Below are 24,977 nucleotides of genomic sequence, written 5' to 3'. Positions count from 1 at the left end.
CGGAAAGAATCAGGGCCAAATATCAGGGCAAAAATCAGGGCCGCACTTGCAGCCAGAACGTCACGGGCCCGTCGTTGACGAGCGAGACCTGCATATCGGCGCCGAATTCGCCCGTCGCGACGAGCGGATGGCGCGTACGCGCCGCGGCGACGAAGTAGTCGAACAGGCGCTCGCCCTCGTCGGGCGGCGCCGCGGGCGTGAAGCTCGGCCGCAGGCCGCTGTTCGTGTCGGCGGCCAGCGTGAACTGCGACACGAGCAGCAGACCGCCCGCGCCCCCTTCGCCATCGATGTTCGACACCGGCAGGTTCATCTTGCCGGCCGCATCGCTGAACACGCGGTAACCGAGCATCTTCGCGAGCAGCTTGTCCGCCGCCGCTTCGGTGTCGCCGCGCTCCGCGCAGACGAGCGCGAGCAGGCCCGCGCCGATCTCGCCCGTCACGCGCTCGCCGACGCGCACGTCGGCGCGCTTCACGCGCTGGATCAGCGCGATCATGCGGTCAGCGTCACGCGCGCGAAGCGGCGCTTGCCGACCTGCACGACATACTCGCCCGCGTCGACCTTGAGGCCCTTGTCCGACACGGTCGCACCGTCGATCTTCACGCCGCTCTGGTCGATGTTGCGCAGCGCTTCGCTCGTCGACGGCACGAGGCCCGCCTGCTTCAGCAACTGGCCGATCGCGAGCGGCGCGCCCGCGAGCGTCACCGACGGGATATCGTCCGGCACGCCGCCCTTCGCGCGGTGGTTGAAGTCCTCGAGCGCGCGCTCGGCGTCCACCTGCGAATGGAAGCGCGCGACGATTTCCTGCGCAAGCAGCACCTTGAAGTCGCGCGGGTTGCGGCCCGCTTCGGCCTCGCGGCGGAAGCCGACGATCTCGTCCATGCTGCGGAACGACAGCAACTCGAAGTAACGCCACATCAGCGTGTCCGAGATGCTCATCAGCTTGCCGAACATGTCGGTCGGCTTCTCGCTGATGCCGACGTAGTTGCCCTTCGACTTCGACATCTTCTCGACGCCGTCGAGGCCTTCGAGCAGCGGCATCGTCAGGATGCACTGCTGTTCCTGGCCGTACTGCTTCTGCAGTTCGCGGCCGACGAGCAGGTTGAACTTCTGGTCGGTGCCGCCCAGTTCGAGATCGGCGTTCAGCGCGACCGAATCGTAGCCCTGCATCAGCGGGTACAGGAATTCGTGGATCGAGATCGGCACGCCGCCCTGGAAGCGCTTCGTGAAATCCTCGCGCTCGAGAATCCGCGCGACCGTGTAGCGCGACGCGAGCTTGATCATCCCGTCCGCGCCGAGCGGCATCGACCATTCGCTGTTGTAGCGGATCTCGGTCTTGTCGCGGTCGAGCACCAGCGCGGCCTGCTCGAAATAGGTCTTCGCGTTCGCCTCGATCTGCTCGCGCGTGAGCGGCGGGCGCGTTGCGTTGCGGCCGGACGGATCGCCGATCAGCGACGTGAAATCGCCGATCAGGAAGATCACCGTATGGCCGAGGTCCTGCAACTGGCGCATCTTGTTCAGCACGACCGTGTGGCCGATGTGGATGTCCGGTGCGGTCGGATCGAGGCCGAGCTTGATGCGAAGCGGCTTGCCCGTGGCCGCGCTCTTCGCGAGCTTCTGCGCGAACTCTTCCTCGATCAGCAGTTCGTCGACGCCGCGCTTCGTGACGGCGAGCGCATGCCGGACTTCGTCGGTGATCGGGAAAACAGGCTTGGAACTGGGTTCGGTGCTCATCGGTGCCAGGAGGAAGGTCGCAAAAAGAAGGATTTTCCCATAACTTGCGCGCGCGTCGCTTAACGGCGGCCACGGTTGCGCGGATAATCTGGCGCAAGGCGCGCGGCAACGGCCGGCGCCGCACGATTCGGGAGGGATCAAGTGCCGCCAAGACGCCCGCCATCCGGCCATCCGGCCGACGGCGTTTATTTCGGGTTGATGTCGGGAACGAGCATGGACGGCGTCGACGGCGTCGCCGTGCGCTTCGAGGCCGGCAAGCCGCCGGCGGTGCTCGCCGAGGCGTTCGTCGGGTTTGCGCAGTCGCTGCGCGACGCATTGTTCGCGCTGCAGCAGCCGGGCGATGACGAGATCGAGCGCGAAGCACTCGCGGCCAATGCGCTCGCGGCCCGCTATGCGGTGTGCTGTCACGAACTGCAACGCACAGCGGGGCTTGCGCCCGACCAGGTGTGCGCGATCGGCGTGCACGGCCAGACGGTGCGGCACCGCCCCGAGCGTGGCTACACGCGGCAGATCAACAATGGGGCACTGCTCGCCGAGCTCACGCACATCGACGTGATTGCCGATTTCCGCAGCCGCGACGTCGCCGCGGGCGGCCAGGGCGCGCCGCTCGTGCCGGCATTCCACGCGACCGTGTTCGGCGCACCGGGCGAGACGCGCGTCGTCTGCAATCTCGGCGGCATCAGCAACATCACGATCCTGCCCGGCGAAGGCGGCAGCGTCGTGCGCGGCTTCGACTGCGGCCCGGCCAATGCGCTGATCGACGCGTGGGCGGCCCGCCATCTCGGCAAGCCGTACGATGACGGCGGCAAGTTCGCGGCGCGCGGCACCGTCGATGCCCCGCTTCTCGATGCATTGCTCGATGAGCCGTACTTCGATGCGCAGCCGCCGAAAAGCACGGGGCGCGACCTGTTCAACCCGGCGTGGCTGGACGCGAAGCTCGCCGCGTTCGCCCACGTGACGCCGGAAGACGTGCAGGCGACGCTCACGGCGCTCACCGCCGTATCGATCGCCCGCGAGATCGCGCGCCACGCGCCCGACTGCAGCGCGGTCTACGCGTGCGGCGGCGGCGCTCGCAACCCGGTGCTGCTCGACGCGCTAGGCAACGCGCTGCGTGAGCGCGGCGTGCGCGCGGCGGTCGACACCACCGCTACGCTCGGCGTGCCGCCGCAGCAGGTCGAAGCGCTGGCATTCGCGTGGCTCGCGCGCCGCTTCGCCGCGCGCGAGCCCGGCAATCTCGCGTCGGTCACGGGCGCAGCCGGCGACCGAGTGCTCGGAGCGCTCTATCCGCGTTAGCAGGCGTGCAACAGGCAGGCACAAAAAACGGGGCATGAAGCCCCGTTTTTCATTCGAGCATACCGCTCAGACCGAGAACGACGAACCGCACCCGCAGGTGGTCGTGGCGTTCGGATTCTTGATCACGAACTGCGCACCGTTCAGGTCGTCCTTGTAGTCGATTTCTGCGCCGACCAGATACTGGTAGCTCATCGAGTCGATCAACAGCTGGACGCCGTGCTTGTTCATCACGGTGTCGTCCTCGTTGACTTCCTCGTCGAACGTGAAGCCATACTGGAAGCCCGAGCAGCCGCCGCCTTGCACGAACACGCGCAGCTTCAGGTCGGGGTTGCCTTCTTCGTCGATCAATTGCTTGACCTTCTCGGCCGCCGCATCGGTAAAGACGAACGGCGCCGGCATTTCGGTCGTTGCTGCGGATTCGGTAACAGCGTTCATGCGAACTCTCCAAAAAGCTTTAGTCGCTATTGTAGGGCCGATCTCAATATCGTGCTGAAGTCCATGAAATCAACAGGTTCTTGTCGATTTCGTCAAACCGGGCGACCGGCGTGGGCGACCGGCGTGGGTGCCCGCCCTGGGCCGGCCAGCACATGCGACCGCCCTGTACACACGCAACGGCGAACCGGACGCGCATAAAAAAACCGCCAGCATGAAAGCTGGCGGTTTTTTCCGGCAGGCGCCGCCGGAAGCGGCGCACGACCGTAAAGCGCTTAACGCTTCGAGAACTGCTTTGCGCGGCGTGCCTTGCGCAGACCAACCTTCTTACGCTCGACTTCACGTGCATCGCGCGTGACGAAGCCCGCGTTCGACAGCGACGGCTTCAGCGTTGCGTCGTAGTCGATCAGCGCGCGGGTGATGCCGTGACGCACTGCGCCTGCCTGACCCGTTTCGCCGCCACCCGTCACGTTCACCTTGATGTCGAACGTCTGGCCGTGGTTCGTGAGTTCCAGCGGTTGACGCACGATCATCAGCGACGTTTCGCGCGAGAAGTAGTCAGCGATAGGCTTGCCGTTGACGATGATGTCGCCCTTGCCAGCCTTGATGAAGACACGAGCGACTGCGCTCTTGCGGCGGCCCGTACCGTAATTCCAGTTACCGATCATGTGGGCTCCCCTTAGATCTCGAGCGCCTTCGGCTGTTGAGCCGAGTGCGGATGCGTCGCTTCAGCGTAGACCTTCAGCTTCTTGATCATCGCGTAGCCGAGCGGGCCCTTCGGCAGCATGCCCTTGACCGCCTTCTCGAGCGCGCGGCCCGGGAAGCGTTCCTGCATCTTGCCGAACGTCGTTTCATAGATACCGCCCGGGTAGCCCGAGTGACGGTAGTACTTCTTGTCCAGAGTCTTGTTGCCCGTGACCTTCAACTTGCTCGCGTTGATGATGATGATGAAATCACCAGTGTCGACGTGCGGGGTGAACTCAGGCTTGTGCTTGCCGCGCAGACGGCGTGCCACTTCGCTGGCAACACGGCCGAGAACCTTATCCGTCGCGTCAATCACGTACCATTCGCGCGTCACCTCATGGGCTTTTGCGGAAAACGTCTTCATGATCGATCCAAAAAAAATGCTTTGCCCGATGTGTTCTTTCCTGCTTGTGTAGGTGCGCTTCGAGGCGCGGTGCAGGCTCTCCCTGTTCTTTTTCCGTGGGCATGAATGCGGAAAAGCCCTGAATTATAAAGGAAATGACACACCGCGGTCAAAGAGAATCCGCGCCTCGCTGCGCGGCGCGCGCGAAATCGGCGAAAATCCGGTCGTGCCCCGTTAAAACCGGACGAATCCGAGCGCCCGGGGGCACGCATCGGTGCGCAGCGTCACCACCTGCGCGCACCGGACAGGAGAACAACAAACATGATGAAGCCACGACTCACGCCCTTCTTCGCGGCCGCCCTGCTGGTCGGCGCCGCCACACCCGTCGCGGCCGACGCGGCCGACTGCAACACCAAGATCGAGACGCTCGACGCGCGGATCGCCGCGGCCCGCGAAAGCCACGCCGAAGACCGCATCGCCCGCCTGCGCGCCGTGCGCGAACGGGTCCGGCATTTCTGCTCGCGGCGCCACGGCCATGCATCTGCCGTTCACGCACCGCCACCGCCACCGCATCCACGCGGCGCGGCATCAGGCACGGCCGCGCAGACTGCCGGCCGGCAACCCGCATAGCGGTCACGCGACGCGCATTTCGCGCGTCGATCCTTGCGCAGGACGAAAAAAAGCCCGAACGACTGGTTCGGGCTTAATCCACCATTGGAGGAGGGTGGAGGAGACATTCGGAGGTTGTCGCAGCGCGACAACCAATGAGACGGATTATACGAACCCCTGCCCGACAGCACAAGAAAATTTGCATTACGAAATCGTACACCACGATACGAAATTTTTTGAATCGGCGCGGCGCATCGGATTTCATTCTAAAAATCAATACCTTGCGTTCTCCGATGATGAATCCGCCAAGCTCACCAATAGAGTAAAACCCCTAAAAAGCGGCGGGTTTATGGCGCCGCCCCATCCGCCCCACGCGGTATGTCGGCACCCGCCGGCCGACATCGTGCAGCGCATCAGCCGACCGTTGCGTCGCGGGCTACAATGCCGGTTCGAATTCGAATCAGGCAACGCTGGAGCGCAAGCATGGAATGCAAAGTAAGCTGGTTGGGACAGGACGGCATGGCATTTGCCGCCCAGACCGGAAGCGGGCACCTCGTCGCAATGGACGGCGCACCGGAAGGCGGCGGCCACAATCTGGCAGCGCGACCGATGGAGATGGTGCTGGTCGGCACCGGCGGCTGCACCGCCTACGACGTCGTGCTGATCCTGAAGAAAAGCCGCCAGGACGTTACCGGCTGCTCGGTCACGCTGAAGGCCGAGCGCGCAAGCGAAGATCCGAAGGTCTTCACGAAGATCCACTTCCACTTCACCGTCACGGGCCGCAACCTGAACCCGGCCACGGTCGAGCGCGCGATCAACCTGTCGCACGACAAGTACTGCTCCGCGTCGATCATGATCGCGAAGACGGCCGAGCTCACGCACTCGTTCGACATCGTCGCGGCCTGACCCCGCATTCCGTCGCGCACATGAAAAAAGGGCCGGCGTCTCGCAACGAGACGCCGGCCCTTCTTTTGCATTCGAACGGCAAAGCAGGCCGATAAGCCGGATTCTGTGCACGCTGCACGCCGTAGCGCGCGGCGCGTGGCAGCCATTCCTCTAGGCGCGCCATTGCTGACGCGCTCAAGCTTCCTACCCGCAGACGAGACGGGGGCCCCGTCCTGCATCCGAAAATGCGCGCCTGCCTACTTGGAATTGCTCCGGGTGGAGGTTACCGTGCCGGCGAACGTCGCCGTCGCCGCGGTGCGCTCTTACCGCACCGTTTCACCCTTACCTGATCCCGGCTTGCGCCGGGCCATCGGCGGTTTGCTTTCTGTTGCCCTGTTCCGCGTGTCGCCACGGATGGCCGTTAGCCATCACCCTGCCCTGTGGAGTCCGGACTTTCCTCGCCCCCGCCTGCCCGAAGGCGGCGGGGCCGCGACTGCCTGGCCTGCTTTGCGACGCGCATTCTAGCACTGTGCGCCGCGCGTCACACCGTCCGTGCGCGCCGCCCGCTGCGAAATACCGCCGGATCGTCGTAGAACGACGGATCGGCGTTGGCCGCGCACCAGCCCGGCACGCCCAGCACCGGCAGCGGCGAGAAGTCGCGGCTCGTCAGGTCTCGCGTCGCGAGCAGCTGCGCGACCTGCGCATCGACGTGCGCAGCCCGCCGCGCGGCCGGCCACGAAAAATAGTCGTTGCTCACTTCGACGATCCACGCGTGCGCGGTGCAGGACTTGTACGGCGCGACGAGTTTCTCGAGCAGCGCGTGCCCGACGAGCCGCACCTCGCAACGCGCGCCCCATGCGTCGCGCGCGGCCACCAGCAGCGCACGCCAGTCGAAGCCGCGCAGCGCGTCGGCGAGTGCCGGATCGGCCGTCACGAACAGCGCGGCATTCTCGTCGAACAGCGTCAGCGCGTCGCGCAACGAGCCGCGCACGGGGCCGACGCCGCCTGCCGTGTCGATCGCCGCGGCCTGGCGCGCGTTCAGCGCTGCCTTGATGCGCGGATACTCGAACCAGACGAGCGCATTGAAGAAATCGTGGAGATTGTGCCGGGTCGGCACGCCGCCCGTTGCGGCGATATGGGTCTCGTACGCGACGCCGGCCGGCAGTTCCGCTTGCGGCACGAAGCGCAGCGGCGCGCCGCGACCGTTGACGAGCGGCGTGCCGCCAGTCGTGCCATTCAGTGTGCCAGTCAGTGCGCCATTCAGCGCGGCGAGCAGCGCGGCTTCGCCGCCGAGCGCGCCGGCCTGCGCAACGCGTCCCGTTGCGGCGAACCCCGCGAGCCACGGCGCGGACCAGTCGATCCGCACAAATGCCGCCGCATCGGCGCCGGCCGGCTGGCCGGCCTCGCGCGGCGGCACCGTGTTCACGCGAGCTTCCAGCCGATCGACTCGCCTGCGCGCAGTGGCACGACCGGCGTGTCGCCCGCGAAGATCTCGAGCGGCAGCTCCCACGGTTCGCGGCGCAGCGTGACCGTCTCGCTGCTGCGCGGCAGGCCGTAGAAGTCCGCGCCGAAGAAGCTCGCGAAACCTTCGAGCTTGTCGAGCGCGCCGGCGTTGTCGAACGCCTCCGCATACAGCTCGAGCGCATGCAGCGCCGTGTAGCAGCCCGCGCAGCCGCACGCGGCTTCCTTCGCGTTGCGTGCGTGCGGCGCGCTGTCGGTGCCGAGGAAGAAACGCGGGTTGCCCGACGTCGCCGCCTCGACGAGCGCGACGCGGTGCGTCTCACGCTTGAGCACCGGCAGGCAGTAGTAATGCGGGCGGATCCCGCCGACGAAGATCGCGTTGCGGTTGTACAGCAGGTGATGCGCGGTGATCGTCGCGCCGAGCAGGCCTGGTGCCGCGTCGGCGTCACGCACGTAGTCGGCCGCGTCCTTCGTCGTGATGTGCTCGAACACGACCTTCAGGCCCGGAAAATCGCGGCGCAGCGGCGTCATCACGCGGTCGATGAACACTTTCTCGCGGTCGAACAGGTCGATCGACGCGTCGGTCACCTCGCCGTGCACGAGCAGCGGCATGCCGGTTTCCTGCATCGCCTCGAGCGTCCTCGCGCATTTCGCGAGATCGGTCACACCGTGGTCCGAGTTGGTCGTCGCGCCGGCCGGGTACAGCTTCACGCCGTGCACGAAGCCGCTTTCGCGCGCGCGGCGGATCTCGTCGGGCGGCGTGTTGTCGGTCAGGTACAGCGTCATCAGCGGCTCGAACGTCACGTCGGCAGGCACCGCGGCGAGAACCCGCTCGCGATAGGCGTGCGCCTGTTCGGTGGTCGTCACGGGCGGCTTCAGGTTCGGCATGATGATCGCGCGGCCGAACTGGCGCGCGGTGTGCGGCAGTACGGCGGCGAGCATGTCGCCGTCGCGAACGTGCAGGTGCCAGTCGTCGGGACGGGCGAGCGTCAGCGTCGCCGGGGAGGATGCGTTCGAGGCAGTCATAGGAGGGCGTCGTGAGGAACGGGGCGGGAAAATGGTGCCGGAAGTGGTGCCGGAAGACGCCGGCGCGGGCCGACTGACGGCTAACCGCAACACGGGGCCGTTTGTCGGCGGAATCCGCTTTTTACCGCTGTTGGCTCGGTGATATGCTAGAAGCAGACATTGTACCGGGGTTCACCCGGTGCCGACCGCATCAACCGGTTCAACCGGTTCATTACGCCGCTTCAGCCTGCTGCCCCCAAGTAAAATGTGCCAACTCCTAGGAATGAACTGCGCCGCGCCGACGGACGTCACATTCTCATTCACCGGCTTCGCGGCCCGGGGCGGGCTCACCGACCACCACGCCGACGGCTGGGGCATCGCATTCTTCGAAGACAAGGCCTGCCGCCTGTTCATCGATCACCAGGCATCGGCCACATCGCCGATCGCCGAGATGGTCAAGCGCTACCCGATCAAGTCGAAGAACACGATCGCGCACATCCGCAAGGCAACGCAGGGCCGCATCCTGCTCGAGAACAGCCATCCGTTCATGCGCGAGCTGTGGGGCCGGCACTGGATCTTCGCGCACAACGGCGACCTGCAGGACTACGCGCCCGACATGGAAGGCAGCGTCTATCACCCGGTCGGCACCACCGACAGCGAAAAGGCGTTCTGCGTGCTGATGCAGGGGCTGCGTGAAGCATTCCCCGGCGCACAGCCGCCGCTGCCCGAGCTGTTCGAGCGGGTCGGCGAACTGACCCGCGGCATCACCGACCACGGCGTGTTCAATTTCCTGATGTCGAACGGGCAGGCGCTGTTCGCACACTGCTCGACCCGGCTGCACTACCTCGTGCGCCGCTGGCCGTTTTCGACCGCGCACCTCGTCGACGAAGACCTGTCGATCGATTTCGCGAAGTACACGACGCCCGAGGATCGGGTCGCGGTGATCGCGACGCAGCCGCTCACCGACAACGAAGTGTGGACCGCGTTCGAGCCGGGCGAGCTGATCATGTTCCAGTGCGGCGACGTCGCCGCGCGGATGCAGATCCCGGTGCCGGCCGCCGTGCTCGAAAAGCTGCGCAACCCGGCACTCGACGCTTCGGCGTCCGCGCCCGCGCGGCCGCTGCCGGCCGTCGAGGCGGATGTCAGCGAGGACGCGTTCGACTTCTGAAGGCACGCCCGCCGCGCGCGGATACGGACGAAAAAACGCCTGGCATCGCCAGGCGTTTCCGTTTGCAGCGGCATGTGAAGAGCTGGAGGGCGGCCCCGCCCTCCCCGCTTCAGTGCAGGATCTTCGCGAGGAAATCCTTCGCGCGGTCCGAGCGCGGATTCGCGAAGAAGTCTTCCTTGCGGTCGTCCTCGACGATCGCGCCCTTGTCCATGAAGATCACGCGGTGCGCGACCTTCTTCGCAAAGCCCATCTCGTGCGTGACGACCATCATCGTCATCCCTTCCTTCGCGAGTTCGACCATCACGTCGAGCACCTCGTTGATCATCTCGGGATCGAGCGCCGAGGTCGGCTCGTCGAACAGCATCGCGATCGGGTCCATCGACAGCGCGCGCGCAATCGCAACCCGCTGCTGCTGGCCGCCCGAGAGCTGGCCCGGGAACTTGTGCGCGTGTGCCTTCAGGCCGACACGGTCGAGCAGCTTCAAGCCCTTCTCGGTCGCTTCGTCCTTGCCGCGGCCGAGTACCTTGATCTGCGCGAGCGTCAGGTTCTCGGTGATCGACAGGTGCGGGAACAGCTCGAAATGCTGGAACACCATCCCGACCTTCGAGCGCAGCTTCGACAGGTTCGTCTTCTTGTCGCCGACCGACTGGCCGTTCACGAGGATCTCGCCCTGCTGGAACGGCTCGAGGCCGTTTACGGTCTTGATCAGCGTCGACTTGCCCGAGCCCGACGGCCCGCAGACGACGACCACCTCGCCCTTCTTCACATCGGTCGTGCAGTCGGTGAGGACCTGAAACTGGCCGTACCACTTCGAAACGTTCTTGATGGAAATCATCTTGTGACCTTTTTCTGGAGACCTTTGACGAGGGCGGATGCCACCGAGCAAATCACGAAATAGCATGCGCCCGCGAACAGGATCATCTCGACGCTCGTGCCGTCGCGATCGCCGATGTTGGCGGCCGTGCGGAAGAAGTCCGCGAGACTGATCACATAGACGAGCGACGTGTCCTGGAACAGCACGATCGCCTGCGTGAGCAGCAGCGGCACCATCGCGCGGAAGGCCTGCGGCAGGATCACGAGGCGCATCGCCAGCCCGTAGTTCATGCCGAGCGCGAACGCGGCATTCACCTGCCCGCGCGGCACCGCCTGGATGCCGGCGCGGATGATCTCGGAATAATACGCGGCTTCGAACAGCGAGAACGCAACCATTGCCGACGCGAGCCGGATGTCGATCGTCGGCGACAGCCCGAGCACGCCCTGCAGCACCTGCGGCACGATCAGGAAGAACCACAGCAGCACCATCACGAGCGGGATCGAGCGGAACACCGTCACGTAGCCCTGCGCGAACCACGCGAGCGGCTTCACGCCCGACAGCCGCATCAGCGCAAGCAGCGTGCCCCAGACGATCCCGACCACGATCGCGATCAGCGTGATCTGCAACGTGATGATCGCCCCCGTCCACAGCGTCGGCAGCGCGCCGGGGATACTACTCCAGTCGAACTGATGCATCACTTGCCTCCGATATAGCCAGGCAGCCGGGATCGGCTCTCGATCCAGCGCATGAACGCCATCACGACGAGGTTGATGATCACGTATGCAAGCGTGACCGCGATGAACGATTCATACGTCTGTGCGGTGTAGTCGACGAGCTGGCGCGCCTGCGCGGACAGATCGAGCAAGCCGATCGTCGACGCGACCGCGGAGTTCTTGAAGATGTTCAGGAATTCCGACGTGAGTGGCGGCACGATGATCCGGTACGCGACCGGCAGCAACACGTAGCGATACGTCTGCCACTGCGTGAAGCCCATCGCGAGGCCTGCGGCGCGCTGGCCCTTCGGCAGCGCGTTGATGCCCGAGCGCACCTGCTCGCACACGCGCGCGCCCGTGAACAGGCCGAGACAGACGATCGACGCGGTGAAGAACTGCGTGTTCGGCGGCAGCTGCTTGATCCAGGTGCCGATCGACGGCGGCAGCAGTTCCGGCACGACGAGGTACCAGACGAAGAACTGCACGATCAACGGGACGTTCCGGAAGATCGACACGTAGACGGTGCCGATCGCAGACAGCCATTTGTTCGGCACGGTGCGCAGCACGCCGAACAGCGAGCCGACGATCAGCGCGATCACCCAGGCGGTGAGCGACACCTTGATCGTCACCCCGAACCCGGACATCAGCCATCCGAAATAAGTGGTCGGCTCGCCGGTCGACACGGGGCTCAGCAAGATACCCCAGTTCCAGTGGTATGACATGGACAAGACTCCAGCAAAAAGAAACGGAAGAAGCGTGGCCTCTTCCGTTTCGTCAGCGTCAACTCTGCTTCAACGGACGCACGGTCAGTCGAGCGCCTTGTCGTTCGGGTTCGCGTAGAGCTTCTTCATCGAGTCGGACAGCGGGAACTTCAGGTTGAGCCCCTTCGGCGGAATCGGATTCTCGAACCACTTCGCGTAGATCTTCTCGGCTTCGCCGGACTTCTCGACCTGCGCGATCGCATCGTCGACGACCTTCTTGAATTCCGTATCGCCCTTGCGCATCATGCAGCCGTACGCTTCTTCGGACTGCGGCGTGCCGACGATCACCCACTCGTCCGGCTTCTTCGCCTTCGCGCGCTCGCCCGCGAGCAGCGCGTCGTCCATCATGAATGCAACCGCGCGGCCCGATTCCAGCGTATTGAACGAATCGCCGTGATCCTTCGCGCTGATGATGTTCATGCCCATCTGCTTGTCGTTGTTCATCTTGCGCAGCAGACGCTCGGACGTCGTGCCGGCCGTCGTCACGACGGTCTTGCCCTTCAGGTCCGCGAAATCCTTGACGCCCGAGCTCTTGTTCGTCATCAGGCGGGTGCCGATCACGAAGATCGTGTCCGAGAACGCAGCCTGTTGCTGGCGTTCCGCATTGTTGGTCGTCGAGCCGCACTCGATGTCGACCGTGCCGTTCTGCACGAGCGGGATGCGGTTCTGCGACGTGACCGGGATGTTCTTCGTCTGCAGGTTCGGCAGGTTCAGCTTCTTCTTCACCGCGTCGACGACCTTCAGCTGAAACTCGCGCGAATAGCCGACCACCTGCTGGTTCTGGTCGTAGTAGGAGAACGGGATCGACGATTCGCGGTGGCCCAGCGCGATCACGCCCGTGTCCTTGATCTTCTTCAGCGTGCCGGTCTCCTGGGCATGCACGCCGCCTGCGAACGCGCAGAGCGCCGCTGCCATCAGGACTGCCTTGTGGAATTTCATTTTGTTCATCTCCTTGGCTAAAACCCGCGCCAGTGTATCAAAGTAATATTTCTGAAAGTACTGGATGTTTACCGCATTACGGATCGCCCTGTGCGCAGCCGTCCTCCTGGCTCCGGCACCCGAATGCACGCGCGGGCGACACCGGATCCGGTGCCGCCCGCGAGAGGTTCATGTACGCAATCGGGTGGATTGCGTCATGGCTTGATCGACGTCAATCTCGACGTCAATCGATCAGGGATACAGACCGCGCATTTCGCGCGCCATCAGGATGCGCTTGCACGCGACGATGAACGCCGCGGTGCGCACCGACACCTTGTGCTCTTCCGCGACCGCCCACACGCCGGCGAACGCTTCGCGCATCACGCGCTCGAGACGGTGGTTGATCTCGTCTTCGGTCCAGAAGAAGCTCGAGAAGTCCTGCACCCACTCGAAGTACGACACGGTCACGCCGCCCGCGTTCGCGATCACGTCCGGGATCACGAGCACGCCGTTCGCGCTCAGGATGTCGTCCGCCGCCGTCGTCGTCGGGCCGTTCGCGCCTTCGACGATGATCTTCGTACGAATCTTCGAAGCGTTCTTCTCGGTGATCTGGTTTTCCAGCGCAGCCGGGATCAGGATGTCGGTCTCGACCGTCCAGAACTCGTCGTTCGGCATCGGCTCCGAGCCTTCGAAGCCCGCGACGCCGCCCGTGCGTGCGACGTGGTCGAGCAGTTTGTTCGCGTCGAGGCCGGCCGGCTGGTAGATCGTGCCGGTGTGATCCTGCACTGCGATCACCTTCGAGCCCGCTTCCTGGAACAGCTTCGCCGCGATGCCGCCGACGTTGCCGAAGCCCTGCACCGCAATGCGCGCGCCGGCGATTTCGAGGCCCTTCTTCTTCGCCGCTTCGCAGCCGACGACGAACACGCCGCGGCCCGTTGCTTCCTTGCGGCCGAGCGAACCGCCGAGCGAGATCGGCTTGCCGGTCACGACGCCGGTGGCCGTCTGGCCCTGGTTCATCGAGTACGTGTCCATCATCCACGCCATCACCTGTTCGTTGGTGTTGACGTCCGGTGCCGGAATGTCGGTGTTCGGCCCGATGATGATGCCGATTTCGCTGGTGTAGCGGCGCGTCACGCGCTCGAGCTCACCACGCGACAGCTTGCGCGGGTCGACACGGATGCCGCCCTTCGCGCCGCCGTACGGCACGTTCACGGCTGCGTTCTTCACCGACATCCATGCGGACAGTGCCATCACTTCCGACAGCGTCACGTCCTGGTGGTAACGCACGCCACCCTTGCCCGGACCGCGCGAAACGTTGTGCTGCACGCGATAGCCTTCGAAGTGCGCAACGGTGCCGTTGTCGAGTTCGATCGGCACGTCGACGACCAGGATGCGCTTCGGGCGCTTCAGCGTCTCGAGCCAGCGCGACAGCGAGCCGAGGTACGGCGCGACGCGATCGACTTGCTGAAGGTAGTTGCCCCACGGGCCGAGATCGTCGGCGTGCAGGTAGGACGGGATGGACTGCAATTGCGAAGACATGGATTCTCCAACGGTCAACGGATGGCGCACATTGTCGAAAAACCCGTTTTTTTAATCCAATGCCGTTTGCTTATTCGATTATGCGTTTCTTGCATGATCGCGATTTTTCGCAAATACGCGGTCGATTTACGCAAGAACGGTCGCGATCGGCCGTCGATCCGGAGGGCCGAAAATCGTGTCGGCCGGGTGTCGATGTCAGCCGGCCGCCTCGCGCAACTCGTCGCTGACCACGTCCCATAGCGCGCGCACGAGCTTTTGCCGCGGCTCGTCGCCCTGCAGCGTGACCTTGTCGCAGTAGAGCCGGATATCCATCGTCAGCGTGAACGGATGCGCACCGCCGCGCACCGCGCGGTCGAGCCGGATCAGCCGGCCGCCCGCGACCGCGTCCTCGACCGCGCTGTGCGGCAGGAACGCGACGCCGTGGCCCGCGAGCGCCATCGCCTTCAGCCCTTCGGCCATGTCGGTTTCGTACACGCGATCGAGGAACAGCGGGGTCGGCGCGTTCGCGATGATCACCTCGGTCATGCGGCCGAGGTACGCGTTCGGCGTATACGACAGGTACGGCACGCGCGCGTCTGGCGTGCCCGGCAGCGTGTAGCGCGGCCGCCCCGCACGGCCCGGCGCCGAGAACGGGCTGATCGGCTCGCTGCCGAGCGCCAGCATGTCGTAGCGCGCGGGATCGAGCGCGACGGGGTGGCTCGGATGGTGATAGCCCATCACGAGGTCGCAGCCGCCCTCCACAAGCGACAGCACGGCGTCGTGCACGTTCAGTGCGCGCAGCCGGGTGTGAACCGGCCCCATCTTCGCCTCGATCCGCTGCAGCCAGCGCGGGAAATAGGTGAGCGACAGCGTGTGCGGCACCGCGAACTCGATCGTCGGCACCGGCGCGCCGACGTGGCCGCGCAGCAGCGTGCGTGCCTCGTGCGCCTGCGACAGCATCGTCAGCGCCTGTTCGTAGAAGATCTGGCCGGCCTGCGTGAGCCGCGTCGGATAGACCGAACGATCGATCAATTCGGTTGCGAGCCACGCCTCGAGCGCCTGGATGCGGCGCGAGAATGCCGGCTGCGACACGTGCCGCAATTCGGCGGACCGGCTAAAGCTGCGCGTCTCCGCGAGCGAGACGAAGTCTTCGAGCCATTTCAGTTCCATGCGGGCGGGCGCGGCGGGCGGCAGTCGGGAAGAAGCCGGCATTTTACCGGCGCAACGGGGCGGCGCGGCGCCGCACGCACGCGCACGGTGCCTTCGGTGCCTTCGCCGCCTTCGCGCTGGCGGTCGCAATTTGAACGGCGCGGTGCACGCCTCCGAGTGACCCGCGATCGGCCGCGATCGGCGCGCGTCTGGGGACGGCCGCGCGCCGATGGTAAAATCGTAGATTCTCCTCCCCTCGTTCGACCCGGCCCCAAGGCCCGCCCGATCATGTCCGACACTCGTCCCGATACGCTTTTCGCCCTCACCGCGCTCTCGCCCATCGACGGCCGCTACGCCAGCAAGACCGAAGCGCTGCGCGACTGGCTCTCCGAAGCCGCCTTCATGCGCCACCGCGTCACCGTCGAGGTGCACTGGCTGATCGCGCTGTCGCGCGCCGGCTTCGCGGAAGTCCCGCGCTTCTCCGACGCCGCCGAACAGTTCCTGCTGCAGCTCGTCGAGCGCTTCACCGCGCATGACGCCGCGCGCATCAAGGACATCGAGCGCGTAACGAACCACGACGTGAAGGCCGTCGAATACTGGCTGAAGGAATCGGTGAAGGGCCAGGCCGAACTCGAGAAGGCCAGCGAATTCATCCACTTCGCGTGCACATCCGAGGACATCAACAACACGTCGCACGGGATGATGCTCGCCGGCGCGCGCGAGCACGTGATCCTGCCGGCGCTGCGCACGGTCTACCAGCGCCTCGTCGCCCTCGCGCACGCGCACGCCGAGCAGCCGATGCTGTCGCGCACGCACGGCCAGCCGGCCAGCCCGACGACGCTCGGCAAGGAACTCGCGAACGTCGCTGCCCGCCTCGCGCGCGCGATCGTGCGCATCGAGAAGGTCGAGATCCTCGGCAAGATGAACGGCGCGGTCGGCAACTTCAACGCGCACCTGTCCGCGTATCCGGAATTCGACTGGGAAGCGTTCTCGCGCGACGTGATCGAGAACCGCCTGAAGCTCACGTTCAACCCGTACACGATCCAGATCGAACCGCACGACTACATGGCCGAGCTGTTCGACGCCGTGGCGCGCGCGAACACGATCCTGCTCGACCTCGACCGCGACGTGTGGGGCTACATCTCGGTCGGCTACTTCAAGCAGAAGACGAAGGCCGGCGAGATCGGCTCGTCGACGATGCCGCACAAGGTCAACCCGATCGACTTCGAAAACTCGGAAGGCAACCTCGGGCTCGCGAACGCGACGCTGCGCCACCTCGCGGACAAGCTGCCGGTGTCGCGCTGGCAGCGCGACCTCACCGATTCGACGGTGCTGCGCAACATGGGCGTCGCGCTCGGCTACTCGCTGCTCGCGTACGACTCGCTGATCCGCGGCCTCGACAAGCTCGAAGTGAACCCGCAGCGCCTGAACGAAGACCTCGACAACTGCTGGGAAGTGCTCGCCGAGCCCGTGCAGACGGTGATGCGCCGCTACGGCATCGAGAACCCGTACGAGCAGCTGAAGGAACTGACGCGCGGCAAGGGCATCACACGCGAAGCGCTGCAGCAGTTCGTCGGCACGCTCGCGATCCCGCAGGACGCGAAGGATCGCCTGCTCGAGATGACGCCCGCGTCGTACATCGGCAAGGCCGTCGAACTCGCGAAGCGTATCGCTTAACGGCCCTCGGCCTTCGGCTCGCCGTGCGCGGCGGCGGCCTCCCGGCCGCTTCCCGCGCAAATGGAAACGCCCGATGCGTGGCTTGCACGCATCGGGCGTTTTCGTTTTGGGGGCCAGCGCCGGGTTGTCCGGCGCCGCATACCGCGCTCAGCGCTGCTGCGCGCGGCCGATCTTCACCATCACCTGATCGACGATCTGTTCGGGCGTCAGCTCGATGCTGACCTCGATCGCTTCGTCCGGGCCCGGCTCCTCGAGCGTCTCGAGCTGGCTCTGCAGCAGCGACGGATCGAAAAAATGGCCGGTGCGGCTCTGCAGGCGCTCGTGCAATACAGCGAACGAGCCCTTCAGGTACACGAACCGCACATCGGTGTCGTTGCCGCGCAGCACGTCGCGATACGAACGCTTCAGCGACGAGCACGTGAAAACGGCCGTCTCGCCCGCACGCTGCTTTTCCTCGATGGCCGCACGGATCGTCCGCAACCACGGCCAGCGGTCGTCGTCGGTCAGCGGAATCCCGTGGTGCATCTTCTCCTTGTTGGCGGCGCTGTGGAACGCGTCGCCATCGGTATAGCTGCACGACAGGCGTTCCGCCAGCATCTCGCCGATCCGCGACTTGCCCGCGCCCGACACGCCCATTGCGATCAGAATCATTGACTACCCCTTGTTACAGAAACGCGCTCAGCAACAGCGTAAACGTGAGGCCAAGCACCGAGATGATCGTTTCGAGCAGCGTCCAGGTCTTGAACGTCTGGCCGACCGTCATCCCGAAATACTCCTTGATCAGCCAGAAGCCGCCGTCGTTGACGTGCGAGAAGATCAGCGAACCCGATCCCGTCGCCAGCACCAGCAGTTCCGGACGAACCGTCACGCCCGACGCGGCCGCGATCGGCGCGACGATGCCGCAGGCGGTCGTCATCGCGACCGTCGCCGAACCCGTCGCGAGACGGATCAGCGCCGCGACGAACCAGCCGAGCAGCAGCGGCGACAGATGTGCCTGCGTTGCAGTCGCGACGATCTGCTGCGAGATCCCGCTGTCACGCAGGATACCGCCGAAGCCGCCACCCGCGCCGACGATCAGCGTGATCCCGGCGATCGGCGCAAGACACTCGCCGCAGAACTTCTGGATCTGGTCGCGGTTGAAGCCCTGCAGCTTGCCGAACGTGAAGAAGCTCACCATCACCGCGATCAGCAGCGCGACGTCCGAGTTGCCGGCAAAGCGCAGCAGGTTGTTCGGAAGCGTCTTCGGTGCGAAGACCAGATCGGCCCAGCTGCCGACCAGCATCAGGATCACCGGCAGCAGGATCGTGAACAGCGTGATGCCGAAGCCCGGCAGTTCGCGCTTCTTGCCTTCAGTGTGCGATTCGACGAATTGCGCGGCAAGCGGGTTGTTCTCCGGCAGCTTCACGAACTTCGAGATCGTCAGCGCAAACAACGGACCCGCGACGATCGCGGTCGGCACGCCGACGATCAGGCCGAATGCGATCGTCTTGCCGATATCAGCGCCGTATTGCTGCACCGCGAGCAGCGCAGCCGGGTGCGGCGGGATCAGCCCGTGCACGACCGACAGGCCGGCCACCATCGGCAGGCCGACGACGAGCAGCGACTTGCCGGTGCGCTTCGCGACGTTGAACGCGATCGGGATCAGCAGCACGAAGCCGACTTCGAAGAACACCGGCAGGCCGACGATGATCGCGACGAACATCATCGCCCAGTGAATGTTCTTTTCACCGAACCAGTCGATCAGCGTGGTCGCGATCCGCTCCGCGCCGCCCGATTCCGCCATCATCTTGCCAAGCATCGTGCCAAGGCCGACGACGATCGCAATGTGGCCGAGCGTATTGCCGTTGCCCGTTTCGAACGACTTGACGATCTTGTCCATCGGCATCCCGACCACCAGGCCGAGGCCGAGCGACACGATGATGAGGACCAGGAACGGATAGACCTTGAAACGCGCGATCATCACGATCAGCGCCACGATCGCGATCACGGTGTAAATGAGCAGCATGCTGCCTTGGACAGCCCCCATGTGGACTCCTCCTTGGGATTATTCGAACCGGGCGGATCGTTGCGAGTATGCCCGGCTATGCAGGTCTCCGAAACAGCGGGCGAACCCGCCGTCAGGACGCTGAATTTTACTTATCTTTGCCGCCGAGCGATAGAACCGGTTCCATAGGCAAAAACCCTCGGTAAAACAAGCACTAAGCGCCAGTTTTACGAGGGTTGACCTGCCATTTCGTACAAGTTCAACGGGGGAGCTGGCTCGCGGCTTGCGCGAGACGCGTGACTTCCGCCCAGTCCTGCGCCGCGAGCGCGGCCTTCGGCGTGAGCCACGAACCGCCGACGCACACGACGTTCGGCAGCTTCAGGAAATTCGGCGCGCTTTCGGCCGTGATGCCGCCCGTCGGGCAGAACTTGAGCGCCGGGAACGGGCCGTGGAACGCCTGCAGCATCGGCACGCCGCCCGCCTGCTGGGCCGGGAAGAACTTGACGATCTCGTAGCCGAATTCGAGCGCCTGGATGATGTCGCTCGGCGTCATCACGCCCGGCAGCAGCGGCAGCCCCGCGTCGAGTGCGGCAAGGTGCAGGTCTTTCGTCAGGCCCGGCGACACGCCGAACTTCGCGCCGGCCCGCTTCGCCTGCGCGCAGTGCTCGGGCTTCGTGATCGTGCCGACGCCGACCACGATGTCGTCCGCGAGCTGGCTCGCGCGTTCGATCGCCTCGAGGCCCGCCGCGGTGCGCAGCGTAATCTCGAGCACCTTCACACCGCCTGTGTGCAGCGCGCGCGACACGTGCTCGCCCTGCTCGACCGTCTCGAACGCGAGCACCGGAATCACCGGGCCCAGCTTCACGATTTCGCCAATCGTCATCATCGATATCTCTCCTTGAACCTTGCCATTACGCGGTGACGCGGGCGGCCGCTTCGCCGACCAGCGCCCCGAACACCGATGCGCCGTGCTCCGCCGGCGCGGCGGCCGCGCGGAACACGCCGAACAGCTCGCGGCCGAAGCCCACTTCGTTGTCCGCCTGATGCAGCGGCTGCGCGACCGGGCGCGCGTGCCATTCGGCGTCGTCGACCTCGATATCGAGCACGCCCGCCTCGGCGTCGATCACGAGCGTGTCGCCCGTCTTCACCTTGCCGAGCGGTCCGTTCAGCAGCGCCTCGGGCGACACGTGGATCACCGCCGGCACCTTGCCCGATGCGCCCGACATGCGGCCATCGGTGACGAGCGCGACATGGAAACCCTGATCCTGCAGCACGCCGAGCAGCGGCGTCAAACGGTGCAGTTCCGGCATCCCGTTCGCGCGTGCGCCCTGGAAACGCACCACCGCGACGAAATCGCGCTTCAGCTCGCCGCGATCGAATGCTTCCTGCACGGCCTCCTGCGAATCGAACACGATCGCGGGCGCTGTTACCTTGCGATGCTCGGGCGCGACCGCCGAGATCTTGATCACGCCGCGGCCGAGCCGGCCCTGCATCAGCCGCAGGCCGCCGTCCGGCTGGAACGGCTCGCGAATGCCGCGCAGCACCTTCGTGTCGTGGCTTTCGGCCGCGCCGTCGACCCAGGTCAGCTTGCCGTCGATCAGCTTCGGCTCTTTCGTGTAGTGCGACAGGCCGCGACCGGCAACGGTCGTCACGTCCTCGTGCAGCAGCCCGCCTTCGAGCAGGTTGCGCACCAGGAACGCGATGCCGCCCGCCGCATGGAAGTGGTTCACGTCGGCCTTGCCGTTCGGATAGATCTTCGCGAGCAGCGGTACCGCGGCCGACAGTTCATCGAAATCGTCCCAGTCGATCAGGATGCCGGCCGCGCGCGCGATCGCGACGAGATGCAGCGTATGGTTGGTCGAGCCGCCCGTCGCGAGCAGCGCGACGATCCCGTTGACGATCGCCTTTTCGTCGATCACGTGGCCGATCGGCGTGTAATGGCCGCGCTCGACGGTCAGGTCGAGCACGCGTCGCGCGGCCTCGGCCGTCAGCGCGTCGCGCAGCGGGGTGTGCGGATGGACGAACGCCGAGCCCGGCAGGTGCAGCCCCATCAGCTCCATCAGCATCTGGTTGCTGTTCGCGGTGCCGTAGAACGTGCAGGTGCCGTGGCCGTGGTACGCGGCCGATTCGGCCTCGAGCAGCGCGTCGCGGCCGACCTGGCCGGTCGCGAACTGCTGGCGGATCTTCGCCTTGTCGTCGTTCGACAGGCCGCTCGTCATCGGGCCGGCCGGCACGAAGATCGTCGGCAGGTGGCCGAACTGCAGCGCACCGATCAGGAGGCCCGGCACGATCTTGTCGCAGATGCCGAGGCACAGCGCCGCGTCGAACATGTTGTGCGTGAGCGCGATTGCCGTGCCCATCGCGATCGCCTCGCGCGAGAACAGCGACAGCTCCATCCCCGCGTTGCCCTGCGTGACGCCGTCGCACATCGCCGGTACGCCGCCCGCGAACTGCGCGACGCCGCCGTTCTCGCGCGCGGCGGCCTTGATGATGTCCGGGAAATTCTTGTACGGCGCGTGCGCGGACAGCATCTCGTTGTACGCGGACACGATGCCGATGTTCGGCTGCTTGATCGCCTTGATTTCGAACTTGTCGTTGCCTTCGAGGCCCGCGAAACCGTGTGCCAGGTTCGCGCACGACAGTGCGCCTCGCGCCGGGAACTTGCCTTGCGCGCCGTCGATGCGCTGCAGGTAGGCGGAACGGGTCGGCTGGCTGCGCGCGATCACGCGTGCGGTGACTTTCGCGAGGATGGGATGCAGCGAGGACATGCTGGGCGCTCCTGTATGCCGGCCGGGACCGGCGGTTGGAATCGTGGGGACGGTCGAAAGCAACGACTGAACGCAGGCAGTCTAGTAGAAAAACTACAAGCATGCAATGCGGACTCTAGAGCCAGCCCAGCAAAATATCGCTTTAATTCCGGCAAATATCCGTATTAACCCTAGGTTACGGGTGTCGGCCACTCAGAGTTTGCATGCGATCAATGCTAGTATTTTCTTGTAGATTTTCTACAATTCGGTTGCGATACACTCGCACATCCGAACCCGATTGACGTTAGCTGCCCCATGCTGCCCCGCATCGAAGCGATCCGCACCGAACTGCGCCCGTCCGAGCGCAAGCTCGCCGACTACATCCTTGCCGCGCCGCGCGAGGTGCTCGACCTCGCGATGACCGAGCTGTCCGCGCGCGCCGGCGTCAGCCAGCCGACGATCGCGCGCTTCTGCCAGGCGCTCGGCTGCAGCGGCTTTCGCGAATTCAAGATCCGGCTCGCGCAGAGCGTCGCGCCGGGCGTGTCGTCGGTGTACCGCGACGTCGAGCCCGACGAGCCCGCGCCCGGCATCATCGGCAAGGTGTTCGACCGCACGATCGGCGCGCTGATCGAAGTGCGCAACAGCCTGTCGGCGGGCAGCGTCGCCGACGCGATCGCGCTGCTGTCGAACGCGTCGCGGATCGAGTTCTACGGCGCGGGCGGCTCGGGCATCGCGGCGCAGGACATCCAGCACAAGTTCTTCCGGCTCGGCGTGCCGAGCGTCGCATATTCCGATCCGCACACGTTCTCGATGTCGTCGGCGCTGCTCGGCCCGCAGGACGTGGTCGTCGCGATCTCGAACACGGGCCGCACGCGCGACATCATCGACGCCGCGCGTTCGGCGCTCGCGTGCGGCGCGAAGGTCGTCGCGATCACGCACAGCCACTCGCCGCTCGCGCGGCTCGCGACGGTGAGCCTCGCGTCGAACGTCGCCGAGGAAACCGACGTGTTCTCGCCGATGACGTCGCGGATGTCGCACCTCGCGATCGGCGACATTCTTGCAGTCGGCGTCGCGCTGTCGCGCGGCCCGGCGCTGATGGAACGCGTCGGCCGCGCGAAGGAAGCGATCACGCGCCGCCGGATCGACGCGAACGCGAAGGAATAGCCCGCGCGCCTGTCCGCGCACCGCTCGCGCACAATGACAAACGGCGCCCCGCGGGGCGCCGTTTTGCTTGAGGTTGCCGGATCGCCGGGTCGCTGGCCGCCGGATCGCCGGCCCCGGATCGCCGGCCGCCGGCCGCCGGATCAGAACGGCTTGATCACGACGAGCGCGACCGCCACGAGCATCCCGAGCACCGGCAGCTCGTTGAACACGCGATACCACTTGTCGGAACGGCGGTTCTCGCCGCGCTCGAACACCTTCAGCAGGTAGCCGCAGTAAGCGTGATAGACGATCAGCAGCAGCACGACGGCGACCTTCGCATGCACCCAGCCCTGCCCCTGGCCGATGCCGATCGCGAGCCACAGCCACAGCCCGCACGCGAGCGCCGGCACCGCGATGAACGTCATGAAGCGGAACAGCTTGCGCGCCATCACGAGCAGGCGCCGCACCGCGGCCGGATCGGTTTCCATCGCGAGGTTCACGTAGATGCGCGGCAGGTAGAACAGCCCCGCGAACCACGATGCGATCAGTACGATATGGAACGTCTTGACCCAGAGCATTGCCATCGGTTGCGCGCCTCGCGTTACTGACGGCCTTCGCCGTGCCCGAGCACGACGTACTTCAGCGACGTCAGCCCTTCGAGGCCGACCGGCCCGCGCGCATGCAGCTTGTCATTCGAGATGCCGATCTCCGCGCCGAGGCCGAATTCGAAGCCGTCGGCGAAGCGCGTCGATGCGTTGACCATCACGCTCGCCGAATCGACTTCGCGCAGGAAGCGCATCGCGCGGTCGTGATCCTCGGTGACGATCGCGTCCGTGTGGTGCGAGCCGTAATGGTTGATGTGCTCGATCGCGGCGTCGAGACCGTCGACGACCTTGATCGCGAGCACCGGCGCGAGATATTCGGTATGCCAGTCTTCCTCGGTCGCGTCGACGAGCGGGCCGACGCCGGCATCGGCGAGCACCGCACGCGCGGCGGCATCGACGCGCAGCTCGACGTTCTTCTCGCGATACAGGCGGCCGAGCGGCGGCAGCACGGCCTGCGCGGCGCCGCTCGCAACGAGCAGCGTCTCCATCGTGTTGCAGGTGCCGTAGCGGTGCGTCTTCGCGTTGTCGCAGACGGTGAGCGCCTTGTTCAGGTCCGCGCGATCGTCGACGTACACGTGGCAGATGCCATCGAGGTGCTTGATCATCGGCACGCGCGCCTCGTTGATCAGGCGCTCGATCAGGCTCTTGCCGCCGCGCGGCACGATCACGTCGACGTATTCGGTCATCGTGATCAGCTTGCCGACCGCCGCGCGGTCGGCGGTGGCGACGACCTGCACCGCGTCCTGCGGCAGGCCCGCCGCGGCGAGCCCCTCGCCGATCAGCTTCGCGAGCGCGGCATTGGATTCGAGTGCCTCGGAGCCGCCGCGCAGGATCGTCGCATTGCCGGACTTCAGGCACAGCGCGGCCGCGTCGATCGTCACGTTCGGGCGCGACTCGTAGATGATGCCGATCACGCCGAGCGGCACGCGCATCTGGCCGACCTGGATCCCGCTCGGGCGGAACTTCAGATTGCCGATCTCGCCGATCGGATCGGCGAGCGACGCGACCTGGCGCAGGCCTTCGACCATCGTCTTCAGCGCCTTGTCGGACAGCGTCAGGCGGTCGACGAATGCCGCATCCATCCCTTTTTCACGGGCGCGCGCGACGTCGCGTGCGTTCGCGTCCTTCAGCGCCTGCGCGTCGCGCTCGATCGCGCGGGCCACCGCATCGAGCGCCGCGTTCTTCGCTGCCGTGCTGGCGCGCGCCATCGCGCGGGAAGCGTGCCGCGCGCGGCGGCCCAGGTCCGTCATGTACTGATCGATATCCATCGTGTGACT

Annotated in this window: 26 protein-coding genes and 1 other RNA gene; 7 read left to right on the top strand and 20 right to left on the bottom strand. The window is 65.6% G+C overall.

Features of this window, described 5'->3' with window-relative positions:
- Positions 1 to 34: 34 nt before the first annotated feature.
- Both dtd and tyrS read right to left on the bottom strand, forming a co-directional pair.
- Complete coding sequence (gene dtd, locus DID96_RS14665; RefSeq protein ID WP_124600019.1) at positions 35 to 493, bottom strand: D-aminoacyl-tRNA deacylase; 459 nt, start codon at positions 491 to 493, stop codon at positions 35 to 37.
- Positions 490 to 1,731 carry a tyrosine--tRNA ligase gene (tyrS, locus tag DID96_RS14660; protein WP_124600018.1) on the bottom strand — a complete coding sequence of 414 codons (1,242 nt, stop codon included), beginning with the start codon at positions 1,729 to 1,731 and terminating at the stop codon, positions 490 to 492. The genes dtd and tyrS overlap by 4 nt, the downstream gene beginning before the upstream one ends.
- A 141-nt stretch (positions 1,732 to 1,872) precedes the next feature.
- Between tyrS and DID96_RS14655 the strand changes: the two genes are divergently transcribed.
- Entirely contained in the window at positions 1,873 to 3,024 is a 1,152-nt protein-coding gene (locus tag DID96_RS14655) for an anhydro-N-acetylmuramic acid kinase (RefSeq protein WP_124600017.1), read from the top strand.
- A 66-nt stretch (positions 3,025 to 3,090) separates the two neighbouring features.
- Here DID96_RS14655 and erpA read toward each other — a convergent pair whose 3' ends face one another.
- The 3 genes from erpA to rplM form a co-directional block, all read right to left on the bottom strand.
- Positions 3,091 to 3,459, bottom strand: coding sequence for an iron-sulfur cluster insertion protein ErpA (erpA, locus tag DID96_RS14650; protein ID WP_124600016.1), 369 nt, complete (start codon positions 3,457 to 3,459; stop codon positions 3,091 to 3,093).
- A gap of 272 nt (positions 3,460 to 3,731) precedes the next feature.
- Entirely contained in the window at positions 3,732 to 4,124 is a 393-nt protein-coding gene (rpsI, locus tag DID96_RS14645) for a 30S ribosomal protein S9 (RefSeq protein WP_009687897.1), read from the bottom strand.
- Between the two features lie 11 nt (positions 4,125 to 4,135).
- Complete coding sequence (gene rplM, locus DID96_RS14640; RefSeq protein ID WP_009687896.1) at positions 4,136 to 4,564, bottom strand: 50S ribosomal protein L13; 429 nt, start codon at positions 4,562 to 4,564, stop codon at positions 4,136 to 4,138.
- A 300-nt stretch (positions 4,565 to 4,864) separates the two neighbouring features.
- Here rplM and DID96_RS14635 point away from each other — a divergent pair, with 300 nt between their 5' ends.
- From DID96_RS14635 to DID96_RS14625, 3 genes are all read left to right on the top strand, one after another.
- The gene (locus tag DID96_RS14635) at positions 4,865 to 5,173 is read left to right on the top strand and encodes a DUF1090 family protein (protein WP_124600015.1); all 309 of its coding nucleotides are present in this window, start codon (positions 4,865 to 4,867) and stop codon (positions 5,171 to 5,173) included.
- Between the two features lie 94 nt (positions 5,174 to 5,267).
- The gene (locus tag DID96_RS14630) at positions 5,268 to 5,651 is read left to right on the top strand and encodes a hypothetical protein (protein ID WP_124600014.1); all 384 of its coding nucleotides are present in this window, start codon (positions 5,268 to 5,270) and stop codon (positions 5,649 to 5,651) included.
- Positions 5,594 to 6,058, top strand: coding sequence for an OsmC family protein (locus tag DID96_RS14625; RefSeq protein ID WP_124600013.1), 465 nt, complete (start codon positions 5,594 to 5,596; stop codon positions 6,056 to 6,058). Before DID96_RS14630 ends, DID96_RS14625 begins: the two co-directional genes overlap by 58 nt.
- A gap of 76 nt (positions 6,059 to 6,134) precedes the next feature.
- Here the strand turns inward: DID96_RS14625 and rnpB are convergent.
- From rnpB to pyrC, 3 genes are all read right to left on the bottom strand, one after another.
- An RNA gene (rnpB, locus tag DID96_RS14620) (RNase P RNA component class A) lies at positions 6,135 to 6,546 on the bottom strand.
- Positions 6,547 to 6,578: 32 nt separating this feature from the next.
- Positions 6,579 to 7,463 (bottom strand): DUF3025 domain-containing protein, encoded by an 885-nt coding sequence (locus DID96_RS14615; RefSeq protein ID WP_124600012.1) that lies wholly within the window; start codon positions 7,461 to 7,463, stop codon positions 6,579 to 6,581.
- Positions 7,460 to 8,524 (bottom strand): dihydroorotase, encoded by a 1,065-nt coding sequence (pyrC, locus tag DID96_RS14610; protein ID WP_124600011.1) that lies wholly within the window; start codon positions 8,522 to 8,524, stop codon positions 7,460 to 7,462. Before pyrC ends, DID96_RS14615 begins: the two co-directional genes overlap by 4 nt.
- A 244-nt stretch (positions 8,525 to 8,768) precedes the next feature.
- On the opposite strand from pyrC, the gene DID96_RS14605 reads away from it, so the two are divergent.
- A complete protein-coding gene (locus DID96_RS14605) occupies positions 8,769 to 9,671 on the top strand; it encodes a class II glutamine amidotransferase (RefSeq protein WP_124600010.1) in 903 nt (300 codons plus the stop codon).
- A gap of 109 nt (positions 9,672 to 9,780) precedes the next feature.
- On the opposite strand, the gene DID96_RS14600 is transcribed toward DID96_RS14605, so the two are convergent.
- The 6 genes from DID96_RS14600 to DID96_RS14575 all read right to left on the bottom strand — a co-directional run bounded on the left by DID96_RS14600 (position 9,781) and on the right by DID96_RS14575 (position 15,565).
- Positions 9,781 to 10,506: an amino acid ABC transporter ATP-binding protein gene (locus DID96_RS14600; RefSeq protein ID WP_124600009.1), complete on the bottom strand. Its 726-nt coding sequence runs from the start codon at positions 10,504 to 10,506 to the stop codon at positions 9,781 to 9,783.
- On the bottom strand, positions 10,503 to 11,180 hold the full coding sequence (gene gltK, locus DID96_RS14595) for a glutamate/aspartate ABC transporter permease GltK (RefSeq protein ID WP_124600008.1): 678 nt from the start codon (positions 11,178 to 11,180) through the stop codon (positions 10,503 to 10,505). Before gltK ends, DID96_RS14600 begins: the two co-directional genes overlap by 4 nt.
- On the bottom strand, positions 11,180 to 11,920 hold the full coding sequence (locus DID96_RS14590; protein ID WP_124600007.1) for an amino acid ABC transporter permease: 741 nt from the start codon (positions 11,918 to 11,920) through the stop codon (positions 11,180 to 11,182). The genes gltK and DID96_RS14590 overlap by 1 nt, the downstream gene beginning before the upstream one ends.
- Before the next feature lie 84 nt (positions 11,921 to 12,004).
- On the bottom strand, positions 12,005 to 12,898 hold the full coding sequence (locus DID96_RS14585; RefSeq protein ID WP_185732258.1) for a glutamate/aspartate ABC transporter substrate-binding protein: 894 nt from the start codon (positions 12,896 to 12,898) through the stop codon (positions 12,005 to 12,007).
- Between the two features lie 231 nt (positions 12,899 to 13,129).
- The gene (locus tag DID96_RS14580) at positions 13,130 to 14,416 is read right to left on the bottom strand and encodes a Glu/Leu/Phe/Val dehydrogenase (RefSeq protein WP_124600005.1); all 1,287 of its coding nucleotides are present in this window, start codon (positions 14,414 to 14,416) and stop codon (positions 13,130 to 13,132) included.
- A gap of 195 nt (positions 14,417 to 14,611) precedes the next feature.
- Positions 14,612 to 15,565: a LysR family transcriptional regulator gene (locus DID96_RS14575; RefSeq protein ID WP_124600004.1), complete on the bottom strand. Its 954-nt coding sequence runs from the start codon at positions 15,563 to 15,565 to the stop codon at positions 14,612 to 14,614.
- Positions 15,566 to 15,832: 267 nt separating this feature from the next.
- On the opposite strand from DID96_RS14575, the gene purB reads away from it, so the two are divergent.
- On the top strand, positions 15,833 to 17,221 hold the full coding sequence (gene purB / locus DID96_RS14570) for an adenylosuccinate lyase (RefSeq protein WP_124600003.1): 1,389 nt from the start codon (positions 15,833 to 15,835) through the stop codon (positions 17,219 to 17,221).
- A gap of 147 nt (positions 17,222 to 17,368) precedes the next feature.
- On the opposite strand, the gene DID96_RS14565 is transcribed toward purB, so the two are convergent.
- The 4 genes from DID96_RS14565 to edd all read right to left on the bottom strand — a co-directional run bounded on the left by DID96_RS14565 (position 17,369) and on the right by edd (position 21,973).
- Positions 17,369 to 17,872, bottom strand: coding sequence for a gluconokinase (locus DID96_RS14565; protein WP_124600002.1), 504 nt, complete (start codon positions 17,870 to 17,872; stop codon positions 17,369 to 17,371).
- Positions 17,873 to 17,885: 13 nt separating this feature from the next.
- The gene (locus tag DID96_RS14560; protein WP_124600001.1) at positions 17,886 to 19,247 is read right to left on the bottom strand and encodes a GntP family permease; all 1,362 of its coding nucleotides are present in this window, start codon (positions 19,245 to 19,247) and stop codon (positions 17,886 to 17,888) included.
- Between the two features lie 217 nt (positions 19,248 to 19,464).
- Positions 19,465 to 20,091, bottom strand: a complete 627-nt coding sequence (eda, locus tag DID96_RS14550; RefSeq protein ID WP_124600000.1) for a bifunctional 4-hydroxy-2-oxoglutarate aldolase/2-dehydro-3-deoxy-phosphogluconate aldolase — start codon at positions 20,089 to 20,091, stop codon at positions 19,465 to 19,467.
- A 25-nt stretch (positions 20,092 to 20,116) separates the two neighbouring features.
- Positions 20,117 to 21,973 (bottom strand): phosphogluconate dehydratase, encoded by a 1,857-nt coding sequence (edd, locus tag DID96_RS14545; protein WP_124599999.1) that lies wholly within the window; start codon positions 21,971 to 21,973, stop codon positions 20,117 to 20,119.
- 294 nt (positions 21,974 to 22,267) lie between these two features.
- Between edd and DID96_RS14540 the strand changes: the two genes are divergently transcribed.
- Positions 22,268 to 23,116 (top strand): MurR/RpiR family transcriptional regulator, encoded by an 849-nt coding sequence (locus DID96_RS14540; RefSeq protein WP_124599998.1) that lies wholly within the window; start codon positions 22,268 to 22,270, stop codon positions 23,114 to 23,116.
- 140 nt (positions 23,117 to 23,256) lie between these two features.
- Here the strand turns inward: DID96_RS14540 and DID96_RS14535 are convergent, their stop codons facing one another.
- A complete protein-coding gene (locus DID96_RS14535; RefSeq protein WP_124599997.1) occupies positions 23,257 to 23,679 on the bottom strand; it encodes a CopD family protein in 423 nt (140 codons plus the stop codon).
- A 17-nt stretch (positions 23,680 to 23,696) separates the two neighbouring features.
- Positions 23,697 to 24,968, bottom strand: coding sequence for a glutamate-5-semialdehyde dehydrogenase (locus DID96_RS14530; protein ID WP_124599996.1), 1,272 nt, complete (start codon positions 24,966 to 24,968; stop codon positions 23,697 to 23,699).
- Positions 24,969 to 24,977: the final 9 nt, after the last annotated feature.

The sequence above is a fragment of the Burkholderia sp. Bp8963 genome (genome assembly GCF_003854275.1).
Taxonomy (GTDB): Bacteria; Pseudomonadota; Gammaproteobacteria; order Burkholderiales; family Burkholderiaceae; genus Burkholderia.
This window is presented reverse-complemented; position numbering and strand designations above follow the sequence as displayed.

Excerpts from the sequence above, each read along its gene's own strand:
- dtd (WP_124600019.1), bottom strand. The coding sequence starts at position 493 with ATGATCGCGCTGATCCAGCGCGTGAAGCGCGCCGACGTGCGCGTCGGC.
- tyrS (WP_124600018.1), bottom strand. The coding sequence starts at position 1,731 with ATGAGCACCGAACCCAGTTCCAAGCCTGTTTTCCCGATCACCGACGAA.
- erpA (WP_124600016.1), bottom strand. The coding sequence starts at position 3,459 with ATGAACGCTGTTACCGAATCCGCAGCAACGACCGAAATGCCGGCGCCG.
- rpsI (WP_009687897.1), bottom strand. The coding sequence starts at position 4,124 with ATGATCGGTAACTGGAATTACGGTACGGGCCGCCGCAAGAGCGCAGTC.
- rplM (WP_009687896.1), bottom strand. The coding sequence starts at position 4,564 with ATGAAGACGTTTTCCGCAAAAGCCCATGAGGTGACGCGCGAATGGTAC.
- DID96_RS14635 (WP_124600015.1), top strand. The coding sequence starts at position 4,865 with ATGATGAAGCCACGACTCACGCCCTTCTTCGCGGCCGCCCTGCTGGTC.
- DID96_RS14625 (WP_124600013.1), top strand. The coding sequence starts at position 5,594 with ATGCCGGTTCGAATTCGAATCAGGCAACGCTGGAGCGCAAGCATGGAA.
- pyrC (WP_124600011.1), bottom strand. The coding sequence starts at position 8,524 with ATGACTGCCTCGAACGCATCCTCCCCGGCGACGCTGACGCTCGCCCGT.
- DID96_RS14605 (WP_124600010.1), top strand. The coding sequence starts at position 8,769 with ATGTGCCAACTCCTAGGAATGAACTGCGCCGCGCCGACGGACGTCACA.
- DID96_RS14600 (WP_124600009.1), bottom strand. The coding sequence starts at position 10,506 with ATGATTTCCATCAAGAACGTTTCGAAGTGGTACGGCCAGTTTCAGGTC.
- gltK (WP_124600008.1), bottom strand. The coding sequence starts at position 11,180 with ATGCATCAGTTCGACTGGAGTAGTATCCCCGGCGCGCTGCCGACGCTG.
- DID96_RS14590 (WP_124600007.1), bottom strand. The coding sequence starts at position 11,920 with ATGTCATACCACTGGAACTGGGGTATCTTGCTGAGCCCCGTGTCGACC.
- DID96_RS14585 (WP_185732258.1), bottom strand. The coding sequence starts at position 12,898 with ATGAAATTCCACAAGGCAGTCCTGATGGCAGCGGCGCTCTGCGCGTTC.
- DID96_RS14580 (WP_124600005.1), bottom strand. The coding sequence starts at position 14,416 with ATGTCTTCGCAATTGCAGTCCATCCCGTCCTACCTGCACGCCGACGAT.
- DID96_RS14575 (WP_124600004.1), bottom strand. The coding sequence starts at position 15,565 with ATGGAACTGAAATGGCTCGAAGACTTCGTCTCGCTCGCGGAGACGCGC.
- purB (WP_124600003.1), top strand. The coding sequence starts at position 15,833 with ATGTCCGACACTCGTCCCGATACGCTTTTCGCCCTCACCGCGCTCTCG.
- DID96_RS14565 (WP_124600002.1), bottom strand. The coding sequence starts at position 17,872 with ATGATTCTGATCGCAATGGGCGTGTCGGGCGCGGGCAAGTCGCGGATC.
- DID96_RS14560 (WP_124600001.1), bottom strand. The coding sequence starts at position 19,247 with ATGGGGGCTGTCCAAGGCAGCATGCTGCTCATTTACACCGTGATCGCG.
- eda (WP_124600000.1), bottom strand. The coding sequence starts at position 20,091 with ATGATGACGATTGGCGAAATCGTGAAGCTGGGCCCGGTGATTCCGGTG.
- edd (WP_124599999.1), bottom strand. The coding sequence starts at position 21,973 with ATGTCCTCGCTGCATCCCATCCTCGCGAAAGTCACCGCACGCGTGATC.
- DID96_RS14540 (WP_124599998.1), top strand. The coding sequence starts at position 22,268 with ATGCTGCCCCGCATCGAAGCGATCCGCACCGAACTGCGCCCGTCCGAG.
- DID96_RS14535 (WP_124599997.1), bottom strand. The coding sequence starts at position 23,679 with ATGGCAATGCTCTGGGTCAAGACGTTCCATATCGTACTGATCGCATCG.
- DID96_RS14530 (WP_124599996.1), bottom strand. The coding sequence starts at position 24,968 with ATGGATATCGATCAGTACATGACGGACCTGGGCCGCCGCGCGCGGCAC.